The organism is Corallococcus sp. CA054B (assembly GCF_003611625.1).
Taxonomy (GTDB): Bacteria; Myxococcota; Myxococcia; order Myxococcales; family Myxococcaceae; genus Corallococcus; species Corallococcus coralloides.
This window is the reverse complement of the sequence record NZ_RAVY01000010.1, coordinates 19,640-42,244: the sequence shown is the minus strand read 5'-3', so window position 1 is coordinate 42,244 and position 22,605 is coordinate 19,640. Positions and strand designations below refer to the sequence as shown.

Here is a 22,605-nt window from a genome sequence, read left to right as displayed (position 1 = left end):
GAACGTCATGGCTTCACCCCCACCGCGGGCTCCAGCGCCATCACGTCCAGGCACACCTGCCGCGACTCCGCGTTGTCCGCCTGCACCCAGACCTTCACCGTGCGCGGCGGCCCGGGCGGCAGCACCACCTCCGCCTTCTGCACACCCTCCCGGCCCGGGGGAATGGACACCTCCAACAGCCGCTCGCCCGTGGCCGCGTCATCCACGCCCAGGTACGAGGTGGACAGGCGCGGGTCCTTGGCGTGCGCGAACTCGAAGATGATGCCGCCCTCCAGCCGCAGGCCCATGTTGGCGGGCACGTTGGCGAACTCCGCCACCAGCCGCTGCGCGCCTCCGGGCGCGTGCATCCACAGGCAGTGCCGGGGCTCGTAGAGGATTTCGTGCCACTCCGGCGCCACGTACAGGTGCGGCGGGCCAGGGCAGCGGTGCACCTTGCCGTCGAAGGGGCAGTCCCGGCGCGAGCCGTCCGGCTGCTCCAGGTACACGCGCGCCGTGCTCGCGGACTCGCTCGCCACCCAGTGGCGCGGGCGGTAGCGGCCGTTCTCATAGAGGCGCAGCGACAGCGGGCCCATGCGCGACTCGGGCCCCAGCGCCTTGCGGCCGGGTTGGAAGGCCGCGTCGAACGCGCCCACGTCGGAGCGGGGCAGCTCCGGCTGGCCCAGCACCCAGATGCGCGGGTGCGCGCTCAGGTCCGCGCGGTCCGACTCCAGCCACCCGTACACGGGCACGGACGGAGGCACGAAGAGGCGGGCGCGCTCGGTCCACCAGGGGAACAGCAGCACCGCGTCCCCGGGGCGCGCGTCGCGGGCCAGCACGTCCGCCACGGCGCGCTCGTCCGCGTCCGTGGGCAGCCGGCCCGGAAGCCTCAGCTGGAAGGCGAGGCACCCGAGCGCGACGAGCAACAGGGCCCCCAGCTCCACCAGGGGCAGGGCGCGCAGGGCCTTAGGACTTGGCAAGACGGATCTTCTGCTCGCTCTTTTCGCGGCAGAAGGTGCAGAAGATGTGGTCGCCCTGGTTGAAGGACGGCGTCCAGGGCGGGTACATCGCGCAGCGCGGATCCAGGCAGTGGTGCAGCTCCCAGAGCGTGCCCAGCTGGTGCAGCGCGTGCCGCGCGATGGGCTTGAAGTCCTTCTCCAGGTCCTTGAACGGCGCGATGGAGAGGATTGCCCGGTCCTTGCCGTACCTGGCGAAGCCCGATGTGGGCGCCTTGCCGCTGGGCAGGTCGCGGTCCTTCAGCTTACGCGAGGTGAGCAGCAGCACCTTGTCGTCCTTGTAGGCCCGGATGCCCTTCACCTCATCGAGCAGCTTCTCCGCGTCCAGGGGCTCGGACATGCCCGCGGGGACTTCCGCGGAGCCGCTGTGCTCGCTGCCCACGCCGAAGGCCGTGTAGAGCGTGCGGTTGAACTTGGCGAGTTGCTTGTCGTCGAAGGGGTCCAGCGTCACGACGCGAATCACGGGGCGTCACCTCGGCGGGAAGGCCCTCGCGGTGCCGGGCGCGCGCTTGAACGCGCGACGCGGGCGGCCGGGAGGGCCGTGGGGTTCACTCGTCCTCGGGCGGCTTCGCCTTGGGAGGACGGCCACGCTTCTTGGGCGCGGCGGGCTCCGCGGGCGCGGCGCCCTCGGGCGGCTTCGCCTTGGGCGGACGGCCGCGCTTCTTCGGAGCGGGGGCTTCCGCACCCTCCGCCACCTCGGGCTTCGGCTTGGGCGGACGGCCGCGCTTCTTCGGGGCGGCGGCTTCCGCGCCCTCGGCCGGCTTGGCCTTGGGCGGACGGCCGCGCTTCTTGGGAGCGTCCTCGGCCCCCTCCTCGCCGCCTTCCTCCTCGCCGCCCTCTTCCTCGGAGGACTCCTCGTCGGACTCGGCCTGCGGCTCCTCGTCCGAGGGCAGGTCCAGCTCTCCGCCCTCCAGACCCATGAGGTCGCCGTCCAGGTCCATGTCGTCCTCGTCGCCACCGGGCCGCGCGAACTCCGCGGCGGTGCGCTTGGGACGCTCCTTCCCGGGCGGGAAGAGGACGATGTCGATGGAGTCCTCGGCGTTGGCCTCGGCGGTGCCCAGCGCGGCGGCGACCTCCGAGACCAGCAGGTGCCGGGCGTTGTCGTAGAGCTCGCGCTCCTTGGTGGGCAGCGGCCGCAGCTCACTGAGGACCTGGAGGCCCTTGACGACCTCCGCCAGCCCCAGGATGCCGCCCTGGGTCATGCGGTCCAGGTTGGTGCGCGCGCGCTGCTTCCAATCCAGGTCGGCCTTGTCACTGTCCGAGCGGAGGAATGCGTAGATCTCCTCCACCTCAGCGGGACTGGCCACCTTGCGGACGCCGATGGAGAGGATCTTCCCTTGCGGCACCATCACGACCGCGCCGTCTTCCTCCCGGCGCATGGTGACGAAGGTGAGGCTCTGGCCCGCCACCTCCTTCACGTCGATGGCGGCGACGCGGCAGACCCCCTGGTTGGGGTAGACGACCCGGTCTCCAACCTGGAGCTGGAGTGCAGCGGACCCTTCTGGCATGGCCCCCTCGTGGGCGGGTGGGATGAGCACCGAAGCGAGCGCCGGTCGTAGCACCGTGCCCCGCCGGATGCCACGAGATTACCGGGGAAGCATTGTCATCCGGTTGGCATTGCGCTGCGCTTCCAACAGCTTGGCCATGACCTCGTGCGCCTGCGAGTCCAGGACCGCGTCGATTTGGGCGTCGGTCGGCCCCTCGTCCGCCGTGCTTCCGGGCCGAGCGTCCACGCGGGTGGAAAGTCCCACCGTCGCCATCACCGCGATCCCCAGGGCCAGCACCGCCAGCAGCTTCTTCATTGAGCGTCCTCCGTGGCGGCCCAGGGTAGGGGCGGCGTCCGGATGATCAATTTTTCGGCTACAGGCTGGCGGTGTCCTGTAGCGGCCCGTCGCGCGCGCTACTGGTGCAGCGGCGCCACCGGCGTCACCTCCAGCGCAAGGCCGCCGGAGTTGTCGCGGACGTCGTCATCCGGGAACGCGAGCCGCAGCCAGCTCGCGCCGCGCATCACCGTGGGCTGGTTGACCTCCAGCACCTCCAGCGTGCCCGGGGCCACGGCCGGGGACGGCCCCGCGCCGTGCAGCGCGAGCACGCCGCCCACCTCTCCGCCGCCAAAGCCGCGCGTGCGCGCCGGCTCCCTGGCCGACCGCACGACGACGCGGTACGTGGTGGATGGATCCAGCTCCCGGAGCGTGAAGCCGTCGTGGGGGGACAGCGAGACGGCGTGCCGGCGCGCGTCCAGGAGCAGGGTGGTGATGGCGCCGCTCGCCTGTTCGCGCACGTGCACCTGGAGCGCGCCGCGGTTGTCGTCGGGGCGGTCGTCCCAGAGGAACACGTAGAGGACGGAGGCGTCGCGCACCAGCACCTCGTCCGCGCCCACCAGGCCGAAGCTGTCGCGCGCGGCCAGCGCCGTGCCGCCCTCCAGGAAGTACACGGCCTGGGCCACCGGCAGCGGGCCGCCCACCGACACGCGGCCCTCCACGCGCAGGCCGTAGGTGCGGGACGGATCCAACCGCATGCGCGCCGCCTGGGACGAGGGCACGCGCAGGGCATGCGCGACCGCGCTGAGCGCGAACGGACCTCCAGACGAATAGCGGGCGATGGCCGCGGGCGCGTCGTTCGGACCCGCGCGGGGGAGGGAGCGCGCCGCGACCGCCTGCTTCGGCGCGAGCCGCGCGTGGACCGCCAGCGTGGTGCCGCGCTCGGCCTGCACGCGCTGGCTGAAGGGCACCATGCCCGGCAGCAGCACCTCCAGCACGTGGTCGCGGTCCGACTGCAGCTGGGTGATGAGCGTGGGCGTCGTCTCCCTCAGCGTCCGGCCGTCCACGCGGATGGTGGCGCCCGGAGGCGAGGAGCTGAGCTCCACCGCGAACGTGTTGGAGCCGCCCATGACCAGGCCCAGCCACGTGGCCACGAGCGCCGCCACCACCACCGGCGCGCCGCGCACCGCCCAGCCGCGCAGGGAGCGGTGCCACGCGGGCCGAGGCTCCGGAGGCATTGCCTGCGGGGGCAGGGGCTGCGTCGTCAGATCGCCTCGGGGCTCGCCGGGCTCACCCCGGGGCTCGGAGACGTGGCGGGGCACCTCCGGCGGCGTGGCGATGGGCGGCGGTTCGGCGATGCCGCTCCAGCGGCCCACCCGCGCGATGAACTCGCGCGGCAGCTGCACCGGGCGGCCGGCCTCCACGAGCTCCGGCTCGAAGAGGTAGCCCATGAAGTGGCCCAGGTCGCTGGTGGACACGTCCGGCGCGGTGACGTGGAGCTGGCGCGCCAGCGCCTCCGCGAAGGCCTGCGCGGTGGGGTAGCGCTGCTCCGGGCTCGTGGCCATCGCGGTGAGCAGGATGCGCTCCAGCGCGGCCGGGATGTTCGGCGTCCACTCACGCGGGCGGGGGAAGTCGCCCTGGGAAATCTTGCGCAGCACGTCCTGGAGCGAGCCCTCGAAGGGGCGCCGCCCGCAGAGCATCTCGTAGAGGACCGTGCCCGCGGCGAACACGTCCGTGCGCGCGTCCAGCGCCTCGCCGCGCGCCTGCTCCGGCGCGAAGTAGACGTACTTGCCCTTCGCGGGGTCCGCCTTCGTGTCGGAGCGTCCGGCGAGCCGCGCCCGCGCGATGCCGAAGTCCACCAGCTTCACCTGCCCCTCGAAGGAGAGGAGCACGTTCTGCGGGCTCACGTCCCGGTGGACGATGTGCAGCGGGCGGCCGTTGTCATCCAGCCGCGTGTGCGCGTACGCGAGCCCCCGCAGCATGTCGATGGCCACCAGCACCGCCAGGGGCGGCGGCAGCGCGGGCAGCCCCTTCTCCTTCGCCCGGCGCAGCACTCGCGAGAGCGGATGGCCGTCCACCCACTCCATCGCGAGGAAGTACTCGCCCTCCACCTCGCCGAAGTCGAAGATCTGCGCGATGTTGCCGTGCGACAGCCCCAGCGCGATGCGCGCCTCGTTGATGAACATGGACACGAACGCGCTGTCGTCCGCGTAACCGGGGAGGATCTTCTTGATGACCACCGGCTTCGTCACGCCCGCCACCGCCGTCATCCGGGCGCGGTAGATCTCCGCCATGCCGCCCGTCGCGATGCGCTCGAGCAGCTTGTACTTGCCGAACTGGAAGCCGGCGGAAGGCGGCACGTTCGAATCGGCTCCGGTGGAGGGGAGTCCTTCGCAAAAACCGCGAGAAGCTATCATGAGGCCATTCAGACGCTCATGGTGGAATATTCCGCTACGCTCGCCAGCCTGTTCCCGTAACCCTGCATTCTTCCTCCTGGTGTGGAGCAGCCTCACATGGGGTGGGTGCCGGGAGTCCCCGCCCGCTGAACCGGCACGCACGGTGTCTCCAGAGCTAGCACTTCGAGTGGATTCGTCCGCCCCTCCACCGGCTCCCCTGGACGCGGGCAGCTGGGCGGATGCGACCGTCACGCCCGTGTCCGCGCCCGCCTGGGGCGAGCCTGTTCCGGACGATGTCCTCCGGCTGGAGCTGTCGGGAGAGCAGGTGCGCCTGGGCGCGGAGACCTTCACCCCGGCCCGGGACGCGGCCAGGCTCGCGGAGCGGGTGCGGGGCAGGGACGTGCTCGTCGCCGTGGAGGACGCGGACACGTTCCTCGCGCAGGTGTCGGAGGCGCTGGCGGCGCTTCGCGCGCAGGCGTCGGAGGTGTGGCTTCAGCACCCGGACGCGCCGGTGGCCTACCGCGTGGTGCTGCGCGACGAGCAGGGCTTCCGGGCGTGGTTGGACGAGGTGGCGCCCGGCAAGCTGCGCATCATCCAGCGCGCGGACGGCTTCGAGCTGAGCACCAGCGTGGGCAAGCTGCCGGGGCCGGACCGCAACGGCCCGTCCGTGCCGGTGCGCGGCGGGCGCCAGGACATCGCGACGCTGCGGCGGGAGCTGGCCCGGCTGAAGACGCGCTTCACCACGTCGGACGACCTGTGCCTCGTCCCCTCGTTCGGCACGGAGGTGGTGCAGGTGGCGCGGGCGCTCGGCGGCACGTACGTCGCGCCGGAGGAGGGGCTCTTCGACACGCTCTGCCTCGTGTACCCCACGCCCCGGTCCGCTCCAGACGCGGGTTCCCCGTAAGGCGGGGTCCACGAAGCCTCCCGCCTGGCGGGCGGGCACACACCCGGAGGGAGTCCCACGTCGCATTGAGGTGGTGGGTCCGCGGCGCTACTACCCCTGGCGGTCCGCGCGCCCTAATGTGCCGCGCGCCTTTTTCCTGAAGGCTTCGGAGGGCAATGCTCCCTCCCCGGAGGTCGTCGATGGTCGCCGCAACCGAGCCCGCTTCCCGTCCCCAGGATGTTCTCGCCGGGGGCACCTTCCTCTTCCAGGAGGTGGGCTCCACCCGCATCCTCACGCCGGAGGGGTTCTCCGAGGAGCAGCGGCTCTTCTTCAAGACGGCGCTCCAGTTCTGCCGGGAGCAGGTGCTGCCCCAGGCCGCGCGCATCGAGGGCAAGGACAACGCGCTCTTGCGCGACCTCCTGCGCCGCGCGGGCGACCTGGGCCTCCTGAGCGTGGACATCGCGGAGACGTACGGCGGCACGGGCCTGGACAAGACGACGTCGCTCTTGCTCGCGGAGGCCATGAGCCTCCTGGGCTCCTGGTCGGTGACGTCCAGCGCGCACACCGGCATCGGGTCGCTGCCCATCGTGTGGTTCGGCAACGAGGCGCAGAAGGCGAAGTACCTGCCCAAGCTCGCCACGGGTGAGTGGGTGGCGGCGTACGCGCTGACGGAGCAGGGCAGCGGCAGCGACGCGCGCGGGGCGAAGACGAAGGCGGTGAAGTCCCAGGACGGCAAGCACTACGTCCTCAACGGCTCCAAGCTCTACATCACCAACGCGGCCTTCGCGGACGTGTTCGTCGTCTTCGCGCAGGTGGACGGCGACAAGTTCACCGGCTTCATCGTGGAGAAGGACACCCCGGGCCTCACCGTGGGCCCGGAGGAGCACAAGATGGGCATCCGCGGCTCGTCCACGTGCCCGCTCTACTTCGAGGACGCGCTCGTTCCCGTGGAGAACCTGCTGGGTGAGCTGGGCAAGGGCCACCGCATCGCCTTCAACATCCTCAACTACGGCCGCCTGAAGCTGGGCGCGGGCGTCATCGGGGGCATGAAGCTGCAGCTGCAGAGCGCGCTGAAGTTCGCGCAGGAGCGCAAGCAGTTCAAGGCGCCCATCGCCACGTTCCCGCTCATCCGCGAGAAGCTCGCGCGCATGGCCACGCTCGTCTACGCGGTGGAGAGCATGACGTACCGCACGGCGGGGCTGGTGGACGGGCGCCTCGCGTCCAAGGAGCGCTCGGACGCGGACTACGACGCGCACGTCATCGCCGCGATGGAGGAGTTCGCCACCGAGGCCTCCATCATGAAGGTCTTCGGCTCGGAGGCCATCGGCTTCCTGGTGGACGACGCGGTGCAGGTGCACGGCGGCGCCGGCTACATCGAGGAGTACCCGGTGGAGCGCGCCTACCGCGACGCGCGCATCAACCGCATCTTCGAGGGCACCAACGAAATCAACCGCATGCTCATCACCGGCATGCTGCTCAAGCGCGCCGTGAAGGGCGACCTGCCGCTGTTCGCGCAGGCGCGCTCCGTGGCGGAGGAGCTGGGCCGCGGCGAGCGTCCCCGCGCGGGCCGCCACGACGCGCTGGCCAACGAGGAGATCGCCGCCGAGTGCGCCAAGCACCTGGCCATCCACGGCATGCGCCTGGCCGCGGAGACCTTCGGCACGGAGCTGGACAAGCACCAGGAGGTCATGGCCGCGCTGGCGGACGTGGTGATGGACGCGTACGCGCTGGACTCCATGGTGACGCGCACCCGTCAGGGCGCCGCCAGCGGTGTGCTGGACCCGGTGCGCGTGGCGCTGGTGCGGCTGTACGCGATGGAGTCCACCGCCCGCGCCTTCGAGCGCACCCGCCGCGCGCTCTGCGCCACGCTCAAGGGGGACGCGCTCTCGCTGGAGTTGAAGCGCCTGTCCGCGCTGGACGCCTTCACCCCGTACGACCCGGCGGAGCTGCGGGAGACCATCGTCGCGGGCCTGGAAGAGGCCGGCGGCTACCCGTACAACCCGCTGTAACGGCTGAAGCGCGCGGGTGCCCTGGGCGCAGCGTCAGGGCATCCGCGACACGGCATCCAGGCCGAAGCTGACCCGGGCCCGCCAGGGCGCGGGCGGCAGGTGCTCCAGCGCCATCAGGGCCTCCAGCCGCTGGAGCATGTCCGGCCGCAGCCGGCCGAACGTCGCGCCGAAGCCCGGCGTCACCGCCTGCGCCACGCCCTTGCGCGGCACGGACGACGTCCAGGCCACCTCGCCGTGGAGCAGGAGCGGCCCCTCCGTCATGTCCATCTCCATGAAGAAGGGCGTGCCCACCTGCACCTCGCGGGGCAGGGCGGGGGCGTCCACCTCCAGGCCCACGCCGCCCCGGGAGATGTCGCGCACGTAGAAGAACGGCGCCCGGGGGTCGCTCTCCCTGGCGCGCAGGTGCAGCGGCAGGCGCGGGAAGCGGCGCAGGCCGTTCTGCTCCTCCTGGGCGAAGATGAACTGGAGCACCGCGTCCAGCGCGCTGCGATCCTCCGCGCCGTCGTAGCGCACGGTGAGCATGAAGCGCTCGCCGGGGCGCGGCTCCACCTTGACGACCTCGCCCAGCACCTCCACCGGCCGCGGCATGCCGCCCGCGTGCAGCTCAAAGGTGAAGCGGGTGCCCAGCGGCAGGGCCCTGCGCGTCTCCAGGGTGACGCCGCCCTGACCCACGCTGCGGGTGTACTCGCCGACCAGCGACTGCGGCGTCTTGTAGGCCACCTTCAGTCGAACGTTCGTGTTCACGCGCCCGTCAGTCTCAGCCTGGGAGCGAAAGAACTCAAGTTTACCCCACCCCCGAACTCAATTTGACCCCGCCCCCAAAGGTAGGCCGTCCGGCATGTGCCCCGCGGGATGTCCGGCGCCGGGCGCGCGGTGTTCCAGCCTGTTGCGCGCTTTCTTGACCCCCCTGGGGGGGGCGCGTATGTATGCCGGCCGCAGAGGGGTAAGAAGTGGGAAGGAGTGGTGGTCCGTCCCGTGTCGGGCTGAAAAGGTGGATCGTCCCGCGTGTTCCGAGGCGTCTATGAGCACCAGATCGACGCGAAGGGGCGCACCAGCCTCCCGGCCAAGCTGCGGGAGACGTTGGTGGGCGCCTACGACGAGCGGCTCATCGTCACCACGGCCCTGGACCCCTGCCTCCACGCCTATCCGGTGCGGGAGTGGGAGGCGTTGGAGACCGCGCTCGCCCGGCGCAACCCCATGGAGCCGGGGGTCAAGACGTTGATGCGGCTGTACGTGGCCAGCGCGCAGGAGTGCCCGCTGGACAAGCTGGGCCGGTTGCTCATCCCGCCGTCGCTCAGGACGTACGCGAAGTTGGAGAAGGACGTGGTGTGGGCGGGGATGGTGAAGGTGATTGAGCTTTGGAGCCAGGAAGGCTGGGCGAAGGCGCAGGAGGATGCGCGCCAGGAAGCCACCTCCCCGGACGTGTTGCGGGTGCTGGGCGAGCTGCGCCAGCCGTAGCCAGGAAGTCGACAGCTTCAGGTTTCGCAAAGAGAAGGGTGGGCAGGCGCATGGACCAGGTGCAGGAGGTTCGTCGGAACAGGGCGGTGGTGGCGGCGTCCGAGCGCGTGGAGACGCTGATGCTGGAGGGCGAGCTGGAGGAGGCGGACCTGCTCAAGCTGTGCGAGGACCTGATGCACCGGCTGCACCGGGGCACCCGTCAGGTCGTCCTGGACTTCGCGGACGTGTCGCACCTGAACTACCGCGGCGTGCGCCCGCTGATGGCCCGCACGGACGCGTTCCGCCGCGCCGGTGGGGACGTGAAGCTGTCCGGGCTGTCGCCGTACCTGGCCGCCATCTTCCGCGCGGCCGGCGCCCATGACGTCTTCGAGCTGTACCCGCACATGAACGATGCCCGGGCCGCCTTCCAGCTCTCGCGCGCTCCCTTCGTCTGACCCGCACCCAAGGCCCCCTCCCGTGGACTTCCAGCACCAGACCGTCCTGCTCCACGAGACGGTGGAGCTGCTGAACCCGGCGGAGGGCAAGGTCATCCTCGACGGCACGCTCGGCGGCGGAGGCCACACGCAGGCGCTGCTCGCCCGGGGCGCCACGGTGGTGGGCGTGGACCGGGACCCCGTGGCGCTCGCCGCGGCCACCGCCCGCATGGGCGGCAACGCGCGCTTCCAGGCCCGGCAGGGCAACTTCGCGGACCTGCCCCGCGTGGCTCAGGACCTGCTGCCCGTGGACGGCGTGCTGGTGGACCTGGGCGTGTCCTCGCCCCAGCTGGACGTGGCCGAGCGCGGCTTCTCCTTCATGAAGGACGGCCCGCTGGACATGCGCATGGGCGACAGCGGCATCACCGCCGCGGAGCTCATCGCTGAAACGGACGAGCGCGACCTGTCGAAGCTGCTCAAGGACTACGGGGAAGAGCCCTTCGCGCGGCCCATCGCGCGGGAGCTGAAGAAGGCGCTGCCCCAGCGCACGCTGGAGGCCGCGGAGGTGGTGAAGCGCGCCGTGCCCCGCAAGGCGTGGCCGGACCGCATCCACGTGGCCACCCGCACCTTCCAGGCGCTGCGCATGGCGGTGAACGGCGAACTGGAGGCGCTGGACGCGCTGCTCGCCGCGCTGCCCTCGCTGCTCAAGGTGGGCGGCCGCGCCGCGGTCATCTCCTTCCACTCCCTGGAGGACCGGAAGGTGAAGGAAGCCTTTCGCGCCCTGGTGGGCGGATGCACCTGCCCGCCGGGCTTCCCGGTGTGCGTGTGCAACAGCCAGGGTGACTTCGCCCTCGTGTCCAAGAAGGCCGTCGCGGCTTCCGAAGCGGAAGTCGAGGCCAACCCCCGCTCTCGCAGCGCGCACCTGCGCGTGGTGGAGAAAATCCGATGAGCAAGGCCCTCTCGCGTCCCTCCGTGTCCGTGGCCGGCGTGCTGATGCACCTCTTGCCCGCCGTCATGCTCTTCACCCTGTTCGCCGCCGTGGGCATCCTCCACGTCACCAGCCGCGTGCTCGTGGTGGACATGGGCTACCGCCTGTCCAACGCGGAGGGCGAGAGCCGCTCACTCACCCGGGAGAACGACCGGCTCAAGCTGGAGCTGGCCACGCTCAAGGCGCCGGCCCGGCTGGAGCGCGTGGCCCGTGAGCAGCTGGGCATGGCCATGCCCAAGGGCGGCGCGGTGGTGTCCATCGCCGACGAGCGCGTGAAGGGCTCCAGCACCGCGCAGGCCCGTTCGGCGGCCCCGGCCGTCCGCGTGGCGGAGCGGGGGACCGGGCGGTGAGGGACCTCAAGAGCGCGCGGATTCCGGAGTCGAACACGAAGGGGCTCAGGCTGCGGGTCCAGCTCTTGTTCGGGCTGTTCCTCGCGCTCCTGGGCACGGCGTTCGGCCGCGCGGTCTACCTCCAGGTCTTCCAGCAGGAGAAGCTGCGCGGCCTGGCGCAGGACCAGTACGTCCGGCAGATCGACATTCCCGCCCGGCGCGGTGACATCTACGACCGGCGCGGCACGCCGCTCGCGCAGAGCGTGGAGGTGGACTCCATCTGGGTGGACCCGTCCATGCTCCCCGACGTGCCGCAGGCGGCCCGTCAGCTCGCCCGCGCCGTGCACCTGGACAGCCGCGACCTGGTCGCGCGCCTGTCGCGCGCCAGGCGCTTCGCGTGGGTGAAGCGCCAGGCGAAGCCCCAGGAGGTGGAGGCAGTGAAGGCGCTGGGCCTGCCGGGCCTGGGCTTCACCAAGGAGCCCAAGCGCTTCTATCCCCAGCGGGAGCTGGGCGCGCACATCGTGGGCATGGTGGGCACCGACGGGCACGGCCTGGAGGGCCTGGAGCTGGCCTTCGAGGACGAGCTGTCCGGGCAGAACTCGCGCACCTCCGGCTTCCGGGACGCCAAGGGCCGCAAGCTGATGGTCCAGGGCGCCATGGATCCCCTGGAGCGCCAGGGCGCCACCGTGACGCTCACGCTGGACCGCCACCTCCAGTACGTGGCGGAGAAGGCGCTGGCCAAGGCCGTGGACGACGCCAAGGCCACGGCGGGCATGGCGGTGGTGCTGGACCCGCGCACCGGGGAGCTGCTGGCGCTGGCCAACAACCCGCGCTTCAACCCCAACACGCCCGAGGACGGCGTGAAGAACGCCATCCGCAACCGCGCCGCGCTGGACGCCTTCGAGCCCGGCTCCACGATGAAGGCCTTCGTGGTGGCCGCCGCGCTGGAAGAGAAGGTCATCACCCCGGACCAGCTGTTCTTCTGTGAGAACGGCGCCATGCGCATCGGCCGCCACACCATCAACGACACCCACCGGCACGGCTGGCTCAACGCCCAGGGCATCCTCCAGGTGTCCTCCAACATCTGCGCCGCGAAGATCGCCGAGGCCCTGGGCCGCGAGAAGTTCGTCGCCGCCTACCACGCCTTCGGCTTCGCGGAGCGCACCGGCCTGGCGCTCACCGGCGAGAGCCGCGGCGTCATCCCGTTTCCGAAATCGGACATCTCCCTGGCCACCCAATCCTTCGGCCAGGGCATGACTTCCACCGCCGTCCAGCTGGCGGCGGCCTATGGCGCGCTGGCCAACGACGGCGTGCTGATGCGCCCGTTCCTGGTCTCCAAGGTGGTGGACCCGGACGGCGTGGTGCTGCTGGAGAACCAGCCCACGGAGCTGCGCCGGGTCGTTTCCCAGAGGGTGGCGCGCCAGGTCGTGGGCATGCTCGAGAGCGTGGTGGTCAAGGGAGGGACCGCGCCCAAGGCCGCCATGGACGACTACCGGGTGGCCGGAAAGACGGGCACGGCGCAGAAGGCGGACCCCGTGGCACGGGGGTATTCCGACAAACGCATCGCGTCGTTCGCGGGCATGGTGCCAGCCGAGGCCCCGCGCGCCGTGATTCTCGTGGTGGTGGACGAACCCAAGACAGACGTATACGGGGGGAACGTGGCTGCCCCTGCCTTCAAGGAAATCGCTACCGCTGCCATGGCCCACCTGGCCGTGCCCCCGTCCCGGACGGTGGCACCCGCCGAGGTGGCCGCGGCCGCCGCGCCCGTGGTGCCCCCTCCGGCACCGAAGGCGATGGCGAAGGCCGTGCCCGTCAGGGCCGGCCTGGAGGATGCGGTGACCGAGACCCCGGAACCCGGCACGGTGCGTGTGCCGGACGTCCAGGGTCAGGCGGGTCGGGAGGCCGTGGTGAAGTTGCTCGCCGCGGCGTTGGAGCCACAGCTGCAAGGAAGTGGACGAGTCGTATCTCAGACCCCCCCCGCCGGTGCGCTGGTGGAGAAGGGGGCCCGGGTGACGCTGGAACTGGCGGCACGGCAATGAGGCCGTGTCCTTTCCAGGCCCCGCAAGCAATGCGTGTGAAGGGGAAGAGATGAAGCTGACGGATGTCCTCGCAGGGTGTGGAGCCGAGCAGACCTCGGGCGGCCGTTCCGCGGTCGACGTCACGGGAGTGACGCAGGATTCGCGGCGCGTGAAGCCGGGGGATCTCTTCATTGCCGTGCCGGGCCTGAAGGAAGACGGGGCCCAGTTCATCGGTGAGGCTGTGTCGCGCGGCGCCGTGGCCGTCGTGTCGGAGAAGCAGGGGCAGTCCTCGCAGGTGCCGTTCTTCAAGGTGAGCAGCGCGCGCAAGGCGCTGGCCCTCATCGCGGCCAACTTCCACGGCCGCCCCGCGGACAAGCTGACGCTCCTGGGCGTCACCGGCACCAACGGGAAGACGACCACCACGTACTTGCTGGAGGCCATCCTCGCCACCGCGGCCATGTACACCGGCTCTCCGGCGCCGGGCGTCATCGGCACGCTGGGCTACAAGTTCGGCGGCAAGACGACGGAGCTGGCCAACACCACCCCGGACCCGCTGGAGCTGCACCGCATCTTCCGGGAGATGGTGGACGCGGGCGTGGAGACGGTAGTGATGGAGGTCTCCAGCCACGCGCTCGCGCAGGAGCGCGTGCACGGGCTCACCTTCAAGGCCGCGGGCTTCAGCAACCTGTCTCGCGACCACCTGGACTACCACAAGGACCTGGAGGAGTACTTCCAGGTGAAGCGCAAGCTCTTCCTGGAGAACCTGGCCGCCTCCGGCACCGCGGTGGTGAACGGCGACGACACCTTCGCCAGCCGCATCTACACGGAGCTGCGCAACCAGAAGCGGATGGCGTGGAAGTTCAGCCGCACGGGCGCGGGTGAAATCTCCGCCGCGGACGCCGCCTACTCGCTCAAGGGCATCGAGGCCACCCTGAAGACGCCCGCGGGCGACATCAAGGTGAAGAGCAAGCTCCTGGGGCCCCACAACCTGGAGAACATCATGCTCGCCGCCGGCATCGCGCTGGGCGCGGGCATCAGCCGCTCGGACGTGAAGAGCGGCATCGAGCTCGTCACGGGCGTGGCCGGCCGCATGGACCGCGCGGAGAACCACCGCGGCGGCCCGGCTCCGGCGGTGCTGGTGGACTACGCGCACACGGATGACGCGCTCAAGCGCTCCATCGAAGCGGCGCGCGCGCTGGCCAAGGGCCGCGTCATCGTCGTCTTCGGCTGCGGCGGCGACCGCGACAAGGGCAAGCGCCCGCTGATGGGCACGGTGGCCGCGGAGGGCGCGGACCTGGTGATGGTGACCAGCGACAACCCGCGCACCGAGGATCCGGAGACCATCATCTCCGAGGTGACGCCGGGCCTGGAGAAGGGCGGCCTGCGCCGCATCTCCGAGGGCAAGGCGAAGAACGGGGAGAAGGGCTACCTGGTGGACGCGGACCGCCGCGCCGCCATCGAGCAGGTCATCAACCTGGCCAAGGACGACGACGTCGTCCTCATCGCCGGCAAGGGCCACGAGACCTACCAGACGGTGGGCACCGAGAAGCTCAAGTTCGACGACCGCGAGGTCGCCGCGCGCGCGCTGGCCAACCGCATCCCGGGCTGAACCTGCTCAAGGCCACACCCCCCCTCCATGGCCGCTCGATTCTCCGATGACGAGGTGGTGCAGGCGACGGGTGCGACCCGTCGCGGGGAGCCCGTGGAAGCGGGCTTCCCCGCCGTCTGCACCGACACGCGGTCGCTCACCCCTGGGTGCCTCTTCGTGGCGCTGCAGGGCGAGCGCTTCGACGCCCACGACTTCGTGGACGGAGCCCAGCGCCAGGGAGCGGCCGGGGCGGTGGTGAAGCGGGGGAGGGCGCTGCCGGCCCTGCCCCCGGGCTTCGCCCTGTACGAAGTGGAGGACACCCTGGCCGCGCTCGGCGGCCTGGGCGCGCTGCACCGCCGCCGCTTCCAGATTCCGGTGGCGGCGGTGGGGGGCTCCAACGGGAAGACGACCACCAAGGAGATGGTGGGCGCCATCCTGGCCACGCGGGGCCCGGCGCTGAAGACGGAGGGCAACTTCAACAACGAGGTGGGCGTCCCGCTCACGCTCTTCCGGCTGGAGCCGTCCCACGTGGCGGCCGTCATCGAAGTGGGGATGAACCAGCCGGGCGAAATCGAACGGCTCACCCGCAAGGTCCAGCCGGACGCCGGTGTCATCACCGTCGTCCAGCCGGAGCACCTGGAGGGGCTGGGCAGCCTGGAGGGCGTGGCGGAGGCGGAAGGGGAGATGTTCCGCGAACTGCTGCCCCAGGCGACCGCCGTCGTGAACCTGGACGACGCGCTCATCGTGCGCCAGGCCGCGCGCAGCGGCGCGAAGCACCTGTCGTTCGGCCGGGCGGAAGGGGCGGACGTGCGCCTCACGGCGGTCCACACGCTGGGCCGTGACGGCATGGTGGCCACCGTGCGCTACCAGGGGAAGGACTGGCCGGTGCGCCTGCACTTCGTGGGGCCGCACAACGCGCAGAACGCGACGGCGGCGTTCGCGACGGCGCTGGCCCTGGGCTACTCCCCCGAGGAGTGCGTGAAGGGCCTGGAGTCCGCGCGGCCGTACGCGCGCAGGCTCAACATCGTGGATGGCAGGAACGGCGTCACGGTGGTGGACGACTGCTACAACGCCAACCCGGCCTCCATGGAGGCCGCGCTCGTCACGCTGGGCACGCTGGTGCCGGAAGGTGGCCGGGCGGTGGCGGTGCTGGGCGACATGTTGGAGCTGGGCGCGGGCGAGGCGGAGGAGCATGCCCGGCTGGGTGAGCTCGTCGCGCGGCACGCGAAGCTGGTCGCGTTCTTCGGCCCCCGGTCCTCGGGCGGCCTGGGCAGCGCGGACATGGGAGATTCCGCCGCCCATTTCACCGAAGTGGAGCCATTGGTGGCGTGGTTGACGCCCCGGCTCTCGCCCGGTGACGTGGTGCTGGTGAAGGCCAGTCGCGGCATGCGATTGGAGCGCGTGGTGGCGGCCCTGACGGGTGCGGCACCCCCCGGAGGGAGTCACTAGTGCTGTACCTTCTGTACGAGCTCATCCAGAACACCGAGGCCGGGCGCGTCCTCAACTTCCTGCGCTACCCGACCTTCCGCATCATCGCCGCGGGCGTCTTCGCCCTGCTCCTGGGGATGCTCATCGGCCCGCGCCTCATCGCGCGGCTGCGCCTGAAGCAGCACGGGCAGAGCAACGTGCGCGAGGACACCCCGGACAGCCACCAGAAGAAGAAGGGCACGCCCACCATGGGTGGCGCGCTCATCCTCATCTGCATCGCGGCGGGCACGCTCTTGTTCGCGGACCTGAAGTCCCGCGGCGTCTGGGTGATGATCCTCCTCACCTTCGGCTACGGCTTCATCGGCTTCCTGGACGACTGGCTCAAGCTGTCCAAGCGCAACTCCAAGGGCCTGGCCGGGCGCAAGAAGATGGCGCTGCAGACGCTCTTCTTCCTCATCGCCATCTTCGGCCTGATGTGCACGTGGACGAAGGCGGATGGCTCCTTCGGGCCCACGCTGCTCATCGACACGCGGCTGACGCTGCCGTTCGTGCCGTCCCATTGGTTCAATCCGGACCTGGGCTGGTTCTACGTCGTCTTCGCGTGGATCGTCATCGTGGGCACGTCCAACGCGGTGAACCTCACGGACGGCCTGGACGGCCTGGCCATCGTGCCCACCATCGTGTCGGCGGTGACCTTCTGCGTGCTCTGCTACGTGGCGGGCACCACGCTGCACATCGCGGACACGGAGACGGTGAACGGCGTCACCAGGCTTACGGCCACGCCGCTGTACCGCTACCTGGGCATCCTCCAGGTGCCGGGCGGCGCGGAGCTGGCCGTCTTCTGCGCGAGCATCGTGGGCGCGGGCATCTCCTTCCTCTGGTTCAACACCTACCCGGCGTCCGTGTTCATGGGCGACATCGGCTCGCTGGCCCTGGGTGGCGCGTTGGGCGCGCTGGCGGTGTTCTCCAAGAACGAAGTCGTCTCCGCCATCATCCACGGCATCTTCTTCGCGGAGGCGCTCTCCGTGATGATCCAGGTGGCATCCTTCAAGATGACGGGCCGGCGCGTCTTCAAGATGGCCCCGGTGCACCACCACTTCGAGCTCAAGGGCATGGCCGAGCCGAAGATCATCGTGCGTTTCTGGATTGTCGCCATCCTCTGTGGTGGCGTGGCCCTGCTGTCCCTGAAACTGCGCTAGTCGCTTTGCCCCCATCGAGGTCGGCCCGCCCCATGAATCCCTCGCTGTCCGGTCGGAATGTCGCGGTGTTCGGGCTGGCCAAGAGCGGCGTCGCGGCGCTGCGGCTTCTGGTCCAGCACGGCGCGAAGGTGACGGCGCTGGACGCGCGCTCCGAGGACGCGCTCGGCGACGTCGCGAAGGAGCTGCACGCGAAGGGCGTGACGCTCGTCACGGGCGCCACGCCCCCGGGGCTGCTCACCCGCCAGGACCTGGTGGTGGTGAGCCCGGGCGTGCCGCTGTCCCTGCCGGAGCTGGAGGCCGCGCGCACGTCGGGCGTTCCCGTTTGGGGCGAGATCGAGCTGGCGGGCCGCCTCCTCACGGGCACCCGCTTCCTGGGCATCACCGGCACCAACGGCAAGAGCACCACCACGGCGCTCACCGGCGAGCTGTACGCGAAGGCCGGTCTGCGCACCTTCGTGGGCGGCAACCTGGGGCGCCCGCTGGCGGAGGCCGCCATGTCCCCCGGGGACTGGGACGCGCTGGTGGTGGAGCTGTCCAGCTTCCAGCTGGAGGGCATCCACCAGCTCAAGCCCACGGGCGCGGCCATCCTCAACCTCACGCCGGACCACCTGGACCGCTACGCCAACCACGCCGAGTACGGCGGGGCCAAGGCGCGCATCTTCATGAACCAGGACGCCAGCAGCGACTTCGCCGTGGTGAACGCGGACGACGCGGCGGTGATGGGGCTGGCCGCCTCCGCGCGCGCGCCCGTGTACGGCTTCTCCATGACGGGCCGCCCGGTGGTGGACGCGCCGAAGCTGGCGGGGCTGGCCATCGCGCGGCCCGGCGGCTTCGAGCTGGAGTTCGCGGGCGAGTCCTACACGCTCACCAACCGCTCGCTCCGGGGCGCGCACAACGCGCAGAACGCGATGGCGGCGGCGCTGCTGGCCCGGCTGGGCGGCGTGGCGAAGGACGCGGTGCAGGCGGGGCTGGACAGCTACCCGGGCCTGGCTCACCGGCTGGAGAGCGTGCGCGTGCTGGACGGCGTGGAGTGGGTGAACGACTCCAAGGCCACCAACGTGGACTCCGTGCTGGTGGCGCTCAAGGCGTTCGCTGGCGACGTGTGGCTCATCGCGGGCGGCAAGGGCAAGGGCGCGCCGTACGCGCCCATGGTGGAGGCGGGGCAGGGCAAGGTGAAGGGCGTGCTCACCATTGGCCAGGACGCGGACGCGCTGGCGCGGGCGTACGCGAACGACGCGCCGGTGCACGCGTGCGGCACGCTGGCCCAGGCGGTGGCGAAGGCGCGTGAGGTGGCGAGGGCGGGGGACACGGTCCTCCTGTCCCCGGCGTGCGCGTCGTACGACCAGTTCAAGAACTTCGAGGACCGGGGCGACACGTTCAAGCGCCTCGTCGGGGCGCTCTGACCGTGATGAAGACCTCTCCTCCGGCCGCCCCCGTGCGGTTCGATCCGATTTTGCTGTGCGCGGTGCTGGCGCTGGTGGCGCTGGGCCTGGTGATGACGTACTCGGCCAGCGCCGTGCTCGCGCAGGACAAGCTGGGCGACAGCCTCTACTTCCTCAAGCGCCAGCTGTCCGCCGCGGGCCTGGGCCTCGTGGCCATGGCGGTGGGCATGAAGCTGGGCTGGCGGAAGCTGGCGCGGCTGGCGTACCCGCTCCTGCTCATCGCCATCGTGCTGCTCATCGCCGTGGCCATCCCCGGCATCGGCACCACGGCGGGCGGCGCGCGGCGGTGGATCCGCCTGCCGGGCTTCAGCCTCCAGCCGGCGGAGCTCGCCAAGTTCGCGTGGGTCGTCTACCTGTCCTATTCGCTGGCGAAGAAGCGGGAGAAGGTGGCCACGTTCTCCATCGGCTTCCTGCCGCACCTGGCCCTGTGCGGCATCCTGGTGTTCCTGTGCATGCTCCAGCCGGACTTCGGCAGCAGCGTGCTGCTGGTGTTCATGCTCTTCGTGCTGCTGTTCGCGGCGGGCACGAAGCTGTCGTACCTGGTGGGCTCCCTCCTGCTCGCGCTGCCGCTGGCCTTCGTCGCCATCGCGACCAGCCCCTACCGCATGAAGCGCATCCTCGCGTTCCTGGACCCCTGGGCCCACCGGCACGACGTGGGCTACCAGGTGGCGGAGTCGCTGATGTCCATCGGCTCCGGCGGCATCACCGGCCTGGGGCTGGGGGACGGCCGGCAGAAGCTGTTCTTCCTGCCGGAGGCGCACACGGACTTCATCTTCTCCATCCTCGGTGAGGAGCTGGGACTCATCGGCGTGGGGCTGCTGGTGGTGCTGTACGCCATCGTCCTGTGGCGCGGCATCCGCGCGGCCCTGGCGGCGGGGGAGACCTTCGGCACGTACCTGGGCCTGGGCATCAGCTCCATCATCGCGTTCCAGGCCACGGTGAACATGTGCGTGGCCATGGGCCTCCTGCCCACGAAGGGCCTGACGCTGCCGTTCGTGTCCTACGGTGGCACGTCGCTGGTGGTGCTGATGGGCTCGGCGGGCGTGCTGCTGTCGCTGAGCGCGAACACGCAGGGCGCGACGAGGCCGGTGCGCACGGGCACCACGGACCTACGGGAGGTGACGGCGTGAAGGTGCTCATCGCGGGCGGCGGCACCGGGGGCCATCTCTTCCCGGGCATCGCGCTGGCGGAGGAGGTCGTGACCCGCCACCCGAACAACGAGGTCGTCTTCGTTGGGACGGAGAAGGGGCTGGAAGCTCGCGTGGTGCCCAAGGAGGGCTACCCGCTGGAGCTGGTGAAGGTGCAGGGGCTCAAGGGCAAGGGGCTCATCGGCCTCATCAAGGGGCTCATCGCGCTGCCCCTGGCGTTCCTCGCTTCGTTCCGCATCCTGTCGCGCCACAAGCCGGACGTGGTGGTGGGCGTGGGCGGCTACGCGAGTGGGCCCGTGGTGCTGGCCGCGTGGCTGATGGGCATCCCCACCGCCATCCAGGAGCAGAACGCGCTGCCCGGGCTCACCAACAAGGTGCTGGGCCGCATCGTGAAGGTCGTCTTCACCGCCTTCGAGGAAGCGCGCAATTACTTCCCGGAAGCCAAGGTGCAGATGATTGGCAACCCCATCCGCAAGAAGCTGATGGACAACTACCTGCGCAGCAGCTCCGCGCACGAGAAGTTCTCCGTCCTCATCTTCGGCGGCAGCCTGGGCGCGCGCGGCCTCAACAACCGCGTGCTGGAGGCGCTGGACTCGCTGGGTGACGTGAAGGACCAGCTCGACATCGTCCACCAGACGGGGAAGCTGGACCTGGAGAACGTGAAGAAGGGCTACGCGGACAAGGGCTTCGCGGACGTGGCGCAGGTGGTGGAGTTCATTGACGATATGTCCTCCGCCTACGCGAAGGCGGACCTGGTCATCTGCCGCGCGGGAGCCACGTCGCTGGCGGAGCTGACGGTGTGCAAGAAGGCCAGCATCCTGGTGCCCTTCCCGCACGCCACGGACAACCACCAGGAAGTGAACGCCCGCGCGTTGGTGGACGTGGGCGCGGCCATCATGTTCCGCGAGTCGGAGCTCACCGGGCAGAAGCTGGCGGAGACGCTGCGCGGCCTGATGACAGACCCCGCGAAGCTCAAGCAGATGGCGAAGAAGGCGGGCATCCTGGGCCGCCCGGCCGCCGCGAAGGAGCTGGCGGACGTGTGCGTGGACCTGACCACCCAGGCCTGGGGCCCGGGCGGGCGCGACCGCGGACAGAAGGACGTGAAGAAGGCACCCGGGAGCAAGGCATGAGCAGCAAGACCGTCAGCAACAAGCCCGGCAGCCTCTTCAAGACGCGCCACGCGGCGCACGTGCACTTCGTGGGCGTGGGCGGCATCGGCATGAGCGGCATCGCGGAGGTGCTGCTCAACCTGGGCTACCGCGTCTCCGGTTCGGACCTGCGCGAGAGCGACATCACCCGCCGCCTGGCGAAGCTGGGCGCCACGCTCTACGAGGGCCACAAGGCGTCCAACCTGGTGCACGCGGACGTGGTGGTCATCTCCTCCGCGGTGCGCAAGGACAACCCGGAGGTGGTGACGGCGCGCCAGCGCAAGATTCCCGTCATCCCCCGCGCGGAGATGCTCGCGGAGCTGATGCGCCTGAAGTACGCGGTCGCCGTCGCCGGCAGCCACGGCAAGACGACCACGACGTCCATGGTGGCCACGGTGCTGTCCGCGGCGGGCCTGGACCCCACGGCGGTGGTGGGCGGCAAGGTGAACGTGCTCGACTCCAACGCCAAGCTGGGCAAGAGCGAGCTGATGGTGGTGGAGGCCGACGAGTCCGACGGCAGCTTCCTCAAGCTGCACCCGTCCATCGCGGTCGTGACGAACATCGACCCGGAGCACATGGACCACTACGGCGACCTGGAGACGCTCCAGTCCGCCTTCGTGGAGTTCTGCAACCGCGTTCCCTTCTACGGCCTCAACGTGCTGTGCCTGGACAACCCCAACGTCCAGGCGCTGCTGCCGCGCATCGAGAAGCGCTTCGTCACCTACGGCAGCTCCCACATGGCGGACTACCGGCTGGAGGGCATCTCGCTGGACGGCTTCACCACCACCTTCCGCGCCTTCCGCCGGGAAGAGGACCTGGGCGAGTTCCGCGTGCGCATGGTGGGCGCGCACAACGCCTTCAACGCGCTGGCGGTGGTGGCCATCGCGGAGGAGATGGACATCCCGCTGGAGACGGTGCGCTCCGCGCTGGCGGAGTTCGGCGGCGTGCAGCGCCGCTTCACCGTGCGCGGCGAGGTGGGCGGCATCACCGTGGTGGACGACTACGGGCACCACCCCACGGAGGTGATGGCCACGCTGTCCGGCGCGCGCCGCGCCTTCGGCCGCCGGGTGGTGGCCGCCTTCCAGCCGCACCGCTACACGCGCACGCACGACCTGATGAAGGAGTTCGCCACCGCGTTCAACGACGCGGACGTGCTCTTCGTCACCAGCGTCTACGCGGCGGGCGAGGAGCCGATTCCCGGCGCCACCGGCGACGCGCTGGCGGAGGCCATCCGCGCGCACGGCCACCGCGACGTGACGTTCGTGGAGAAGCGCGCGGACGTGGCGAAGGCGCTCCACGAGCGCGTGCGCGAGGGCGACCTGGTGCTGACGCTGGGCGCGGGCGACATCACCCAGGTGGGCCCGGACCTGCTCAACCTGATGGGCGCGGCGAAGGGCGGGTAGGGG

20 protein-coding genes are annotated in these 22,605 nt (G+C 70.8%); 14 read left to right on the top strand and 6 right to left on the bottom strand.

What is annotated here, in order from left to right; genetic code table 11:
* Positions 1 to 5 precede the first annotated feature (5 nt).
* From D7V80_RS04480 to D7V80_RS04460, 5 genes are all read right to left on the bottom strand, one after another.
* Positions 6 to 956 (bottom strand): hypothetical protein, encoded by a 951-nt coding sequence (locus D7V80_RS04480; RefSeq protein WP_120586976.1) that lies wholly within the window; start codon positions 954 to 956, stop codon positions 6 to 8.
* Positions 943 to 1,455: a hypothetical protein gene (locus tag D7V80_RS04475; protein ID WP_014398900.1), complete on the bottom strand. Its 513-nt coding sequence runs from the start codon at positions 1,453 to 1,455 to the stop codon at positions 943 to 945. Before D7V80_RS04475 ends, D7V80_RS04480 begins: the two co-directional genes overlap by 14 nt.
* Before the next feature lie 85 nt (positions 1,456 to 1,540).
* A complete protein-coding gene (locus D7V80_RS04470) occupies positions 1,541 to 2,500 on the bottom strand; it encodes a CarD family transcriptional regulator (RefSeq protein WP_120586975.1) in 960 nt (319 codons plus the stop codon).
* 78 nt (positions 2,501 to 2,578) lie between these two features.
* Complete coding sequence (locus tag D7V80_RS04465) at positions 2,579 to 2,794, bottom strand: hypothetical protein (RefSeq protein ID WP_120575436.1); 216 nt, start codon at positions 2,792 to 2,794, stop codon at positions 2,579 to 2,581.
* Between the two features lie 98 nt (positions 2,795 to 2,892).
* The gene (locus tag D7V80_RS04460) at positions 2,893 to 5,112 is read right to left on the bottom strand and encodes a serine/threonine-protein kinase (RefSeq protein WP_120586974.1); all 2,220 of its coding nucleotides are present in this window, start codon (positions 5,110 to 5,112) and stop codon (positions 2,893 to 2,895) included.
* 223 nt (positions 5,113 to 5,335) lie between these two features.
* Between D7V80_RS04460 and D7V80_RS04455 the strand changes: the two genes are divergently transcribed.
* Positions 5,336 to 6,052 carry a hypothetical protein gene (locus tag D7V80_RS04455; protein ID WP_370452457.1) on the top strand — a complete coding sequence of 239 codons (717 nt, stop codon included), beginning with the start codon at positions 5,336 to 5,338 and terminating at the stop codon, positions 6,050 to 6,052.
* A 179-nt stretch (positions 6,053 to 6,231) separates the two neighbouring features.
* Positions 6,232 to 8,040 carry an acyl-CoA dehydrogenase family protein gene (locus D7V80_RS04450; protein WP_120586973.1) on the top strand — a complete coding sequence of 603 codons (1,809 nt, stop codon included), beginning with the start codon at positions 6,232 to 6,234 and terminating at the stop codon, positions 8,038 to 8,040.
* A 33-nt stretch (positions 8,041 to 8,073) separates the two neighbouring features.
* Here D7V80_RS04450 and D7V80_RS04445 read toward each other — a convergent pair whose 3' ends face one another.
* Positions 8,074 to 8,784: a PilZ domain-containing protein gene (locus D7V80_RS04445; RefSeq protein WP_120586972.1), complete on the bottom strand. Its 711-nt coding sequence runs from the start codon at positions 8,782 to 8,784 to the stop codon at positions 8,074 to 8,076.
* 261 nt (positions 8,785 to 9,045) lie between these two features.
* Between D7V80_RS04445 and mraZ the strand changes: the two genes are divergently transcribed.
* Genes mraZ through murC form a run of 12 tightly spaced genes read left to right on the top strand, consistent with a single transcriptional unit; the run spans position 9,046 to position 22,602 of the window.
* Complete coding sequence (gene mraZ, locus D7V80_RS04440) at positions 9,046 to 9,498, top strand: division/cell wall cluster transcriptional repressor MraZ (protein ID WP_014398893.1); 453 nt, start codon at positions 9,046 to 9,048, stop codon at positions 9,496 to 9,498.
* 50 nt (positions 9,499 to 9,548) lie between these two features.
* Positions 9,549 to 9,932 carry an STAS domain-containing protein gene (locus D7V80_RS04435; RefSeq protein ID WP_120587011.1) on the top strand — a complete coding sequence of 128 codons (384 nt, stop codon included), beginning with the start codon at positions 9,549 to 9,551 and terminating at the stop codon, positions 9,930 to 9,932.
* Positions 9,933 to 9,954: 22 nt separating this feature from the next.
* Entirely contained in the window at positions 9,955 to 10,860 is a 906-nt protein-coding gene (rsmH, locus tag D7V80_RS04430; RefSeq protein ID WP_120586971.1) for a 16S rRNA (cytosine(1402)-N(4))-methyltransferase RsmH, read from the top strand.
* On the top strand, positions 10,857 to 11,249 hold the full coding sequence (ftsL, locus tag D7V80_RS04425) for a cell division protein FtsL (RefSeq protein WP_014398890.1): 393 nt from the start codon (positions 10,857 to 10,859) through the stop codon (positions 11,247 to 11,249). The genes rsmH and ftsL overlap by 4 nt, the downstream gene beginning before the upstream one ends.
* Positions 11,246 to 13,267, top strand: a complete 2,022-nt coding sequence (locus D7V80_RS04420) for a penicillin-binding protein (protein ID WP_120586970.1) — start codon at positions 11,246 to 11,248, stop codon at positions 13,265 to 13,267. The genes ftsL and D7V80_RS04420 overlap by 4 nt, the downstream gene beginning before the upstream one ends.
* Positions 13,268 to 13,316: 49 nt before the next feature.
* Positions 13,317 to 14,855 carry a UDP-N-acetylmuramoyl-L-alanyl-D-glutamate--2,6-diaminopimelate ligase gene (locus D7V80_RS04415; RefSeq protein ID WP_120586969.1) on the top strand — a complete coding sequence of 513 codons (1,539 nt, stop codon included), beginning with the start codon at positions 13,317 to 13,319 and terminating at the stop codon, positions 14,853 to 14,855.
* A gap of 27 nt (positions 14,856 to 14,882) precedes the next feature.
* Positions 14,883 to 16,283, top strand: a complete 1,401-nt coding sequence (murF, locus tag D7V80_RS04410) for a UDP-N-acetylmuramoyl-tripeptide--D-alanyl-D-alanine ligase (protein WP_120586968.1) — start codon at positions 14,883 to 14,885, stop codon at positions 16,281 to 16,283.
* Positions 16,283 to 17,461 (top strand): phospho-N-acetylmuramoyl-pentapeptide-transferase, encoded by a 1,179-nt coding sequence (gene mraY / locus D7V80_RS04405; RefSeq protein WP_120586967.1) that lies wholly within the window; start codon positions 16,283 to 16,285, stop codon positions 17,459 to 17,461. The genes murF and mraY overlap by 1 nt, the downstream gene beginning before the upstream one ends.
* 32 nt (positions 17,462 to 17,493) lie before the next feature.
* Entirely contained in the window at positions 17,494 to 18,864 is a 1,371-nt protein-coding gene (murD, locus tag D7V80_RS04400; protein WP_120586966.1) for a UDP-N-acetylmuramoyl-L-alanine--D-glutamate ligase, read from the top strand.
* A gap of 5 nt (positions 18,865 to 18,869) precedes the next feature.
* Entirely contained in the window at positions 18,870 to 20,033 is a 1,164-nt protein-coding gene (gene ftsW / locus D7V80_RS04395) for a putative lipid II flippase FtsW (RefSeq protein WP_120587010.1), read from the top strand.
* Positions 20,030 to 21,181, top strand: coding sequence for an undecaprenyldiphospho-muramoylpentapeptide beta-N-acetylglucosaminyltransferase (gene murG / locus D7V80_RS04390; RefSeq protein ID WP_120586965.1), 1,152 nt, complete (start codon positions 20,030 to 20,032; stop codon positions 21,179 to 21,181). Before ftsW ends, murG begins: the two co-directional genes overlap by 4 nt.
* Positions 21,178 to 22,602, top strand: a complete 1,425-nt coding sequence (gene murC, locus D7V80_RS04385) for a UDP-N-acetylmuramate--L-alanine ligase (protein ID WP_120586964.1) — start codon at positions 21,178 to 21,180, stop codon at positions 22,600 to 22,602. The genes murG and murC overlap by 4 nt, the downstream gene beginning before the upstream one ends.
* Positions 22,603 to 22,605: the final 3 nt, after the last annotated feature.

Bases quoted from the DNA above. Each gene is read 5' to 3' on its own strand.
- D7V80_RS04470 (WP_120586975.1), bottom strand. From the start codon at position 2,500: ATGCCAGAAGGGTCCGCTGCACTCCAGCTCCAGGTTGGAGACCGGGTC.
- D7V80_RS04465 (WP_120575436.1), bottom strand. From the start codon at position 2,794: ATGAAGAAGCTGCTGGCGGTGCTGGCCCTGGGGATCGCGGTGATGGCG.
- D7V80_RS04450 (WP_120586973.1), top strand. From the start codon at position 6,232: ATGGTCGCCGCAACCGAGCCCGCTTCCCGTCCCCAGGATGTTCTCGCC.
- D7V80_RS04435 (WP_120587011.1), top strand. From the start codon at position 9,549: ATGGACCAGGTGCAGGAGGTTCGTCGGAACAGGGCGGTGGTGGCGGCG.
- ftsL (WP_014398890.1), top strand. From the start codon at position 10,857: ATGAGCAAGGCCCTCTCGCGTCCCTCCGTGTCCGTGGCCGGCGTGCTG.
- D7V80_RS04415 (WP_120586969.1), top strand. From the start codon at position 13,317: ATGAAGCTGACGGATGTCCTCGCAGGGTGTGGAGCCGAGCAGACCTCG.
- murF (WP_120586968.1), top strand. From the start codon at position 14,883: ATGGCCGCTCGATTCTCCGATGACGAGGTGGTGCAGGCGACGGGTGCG.
- murD (WP_120586966.1), top strand. From the start codon at position 17,494: ATGAATCCCTCGCTGTCCGGTCGGAATGTCGCGGTGTTCGGGCTGGCC.
- ftsW (WP_120587010.1), top strand. From the start codon at position 18,870: ATGAAGACCTCTCCTCCGGCCGCCCCCGTGCGGTTCGATCCGATTTTG.
- murC (WP_120586964.1), top strand. From the start codon at position 21,178: ATGAGCAGCAAGACCGTCAGCAACAAGCCCGGCAGCCTCTTCAAGACG.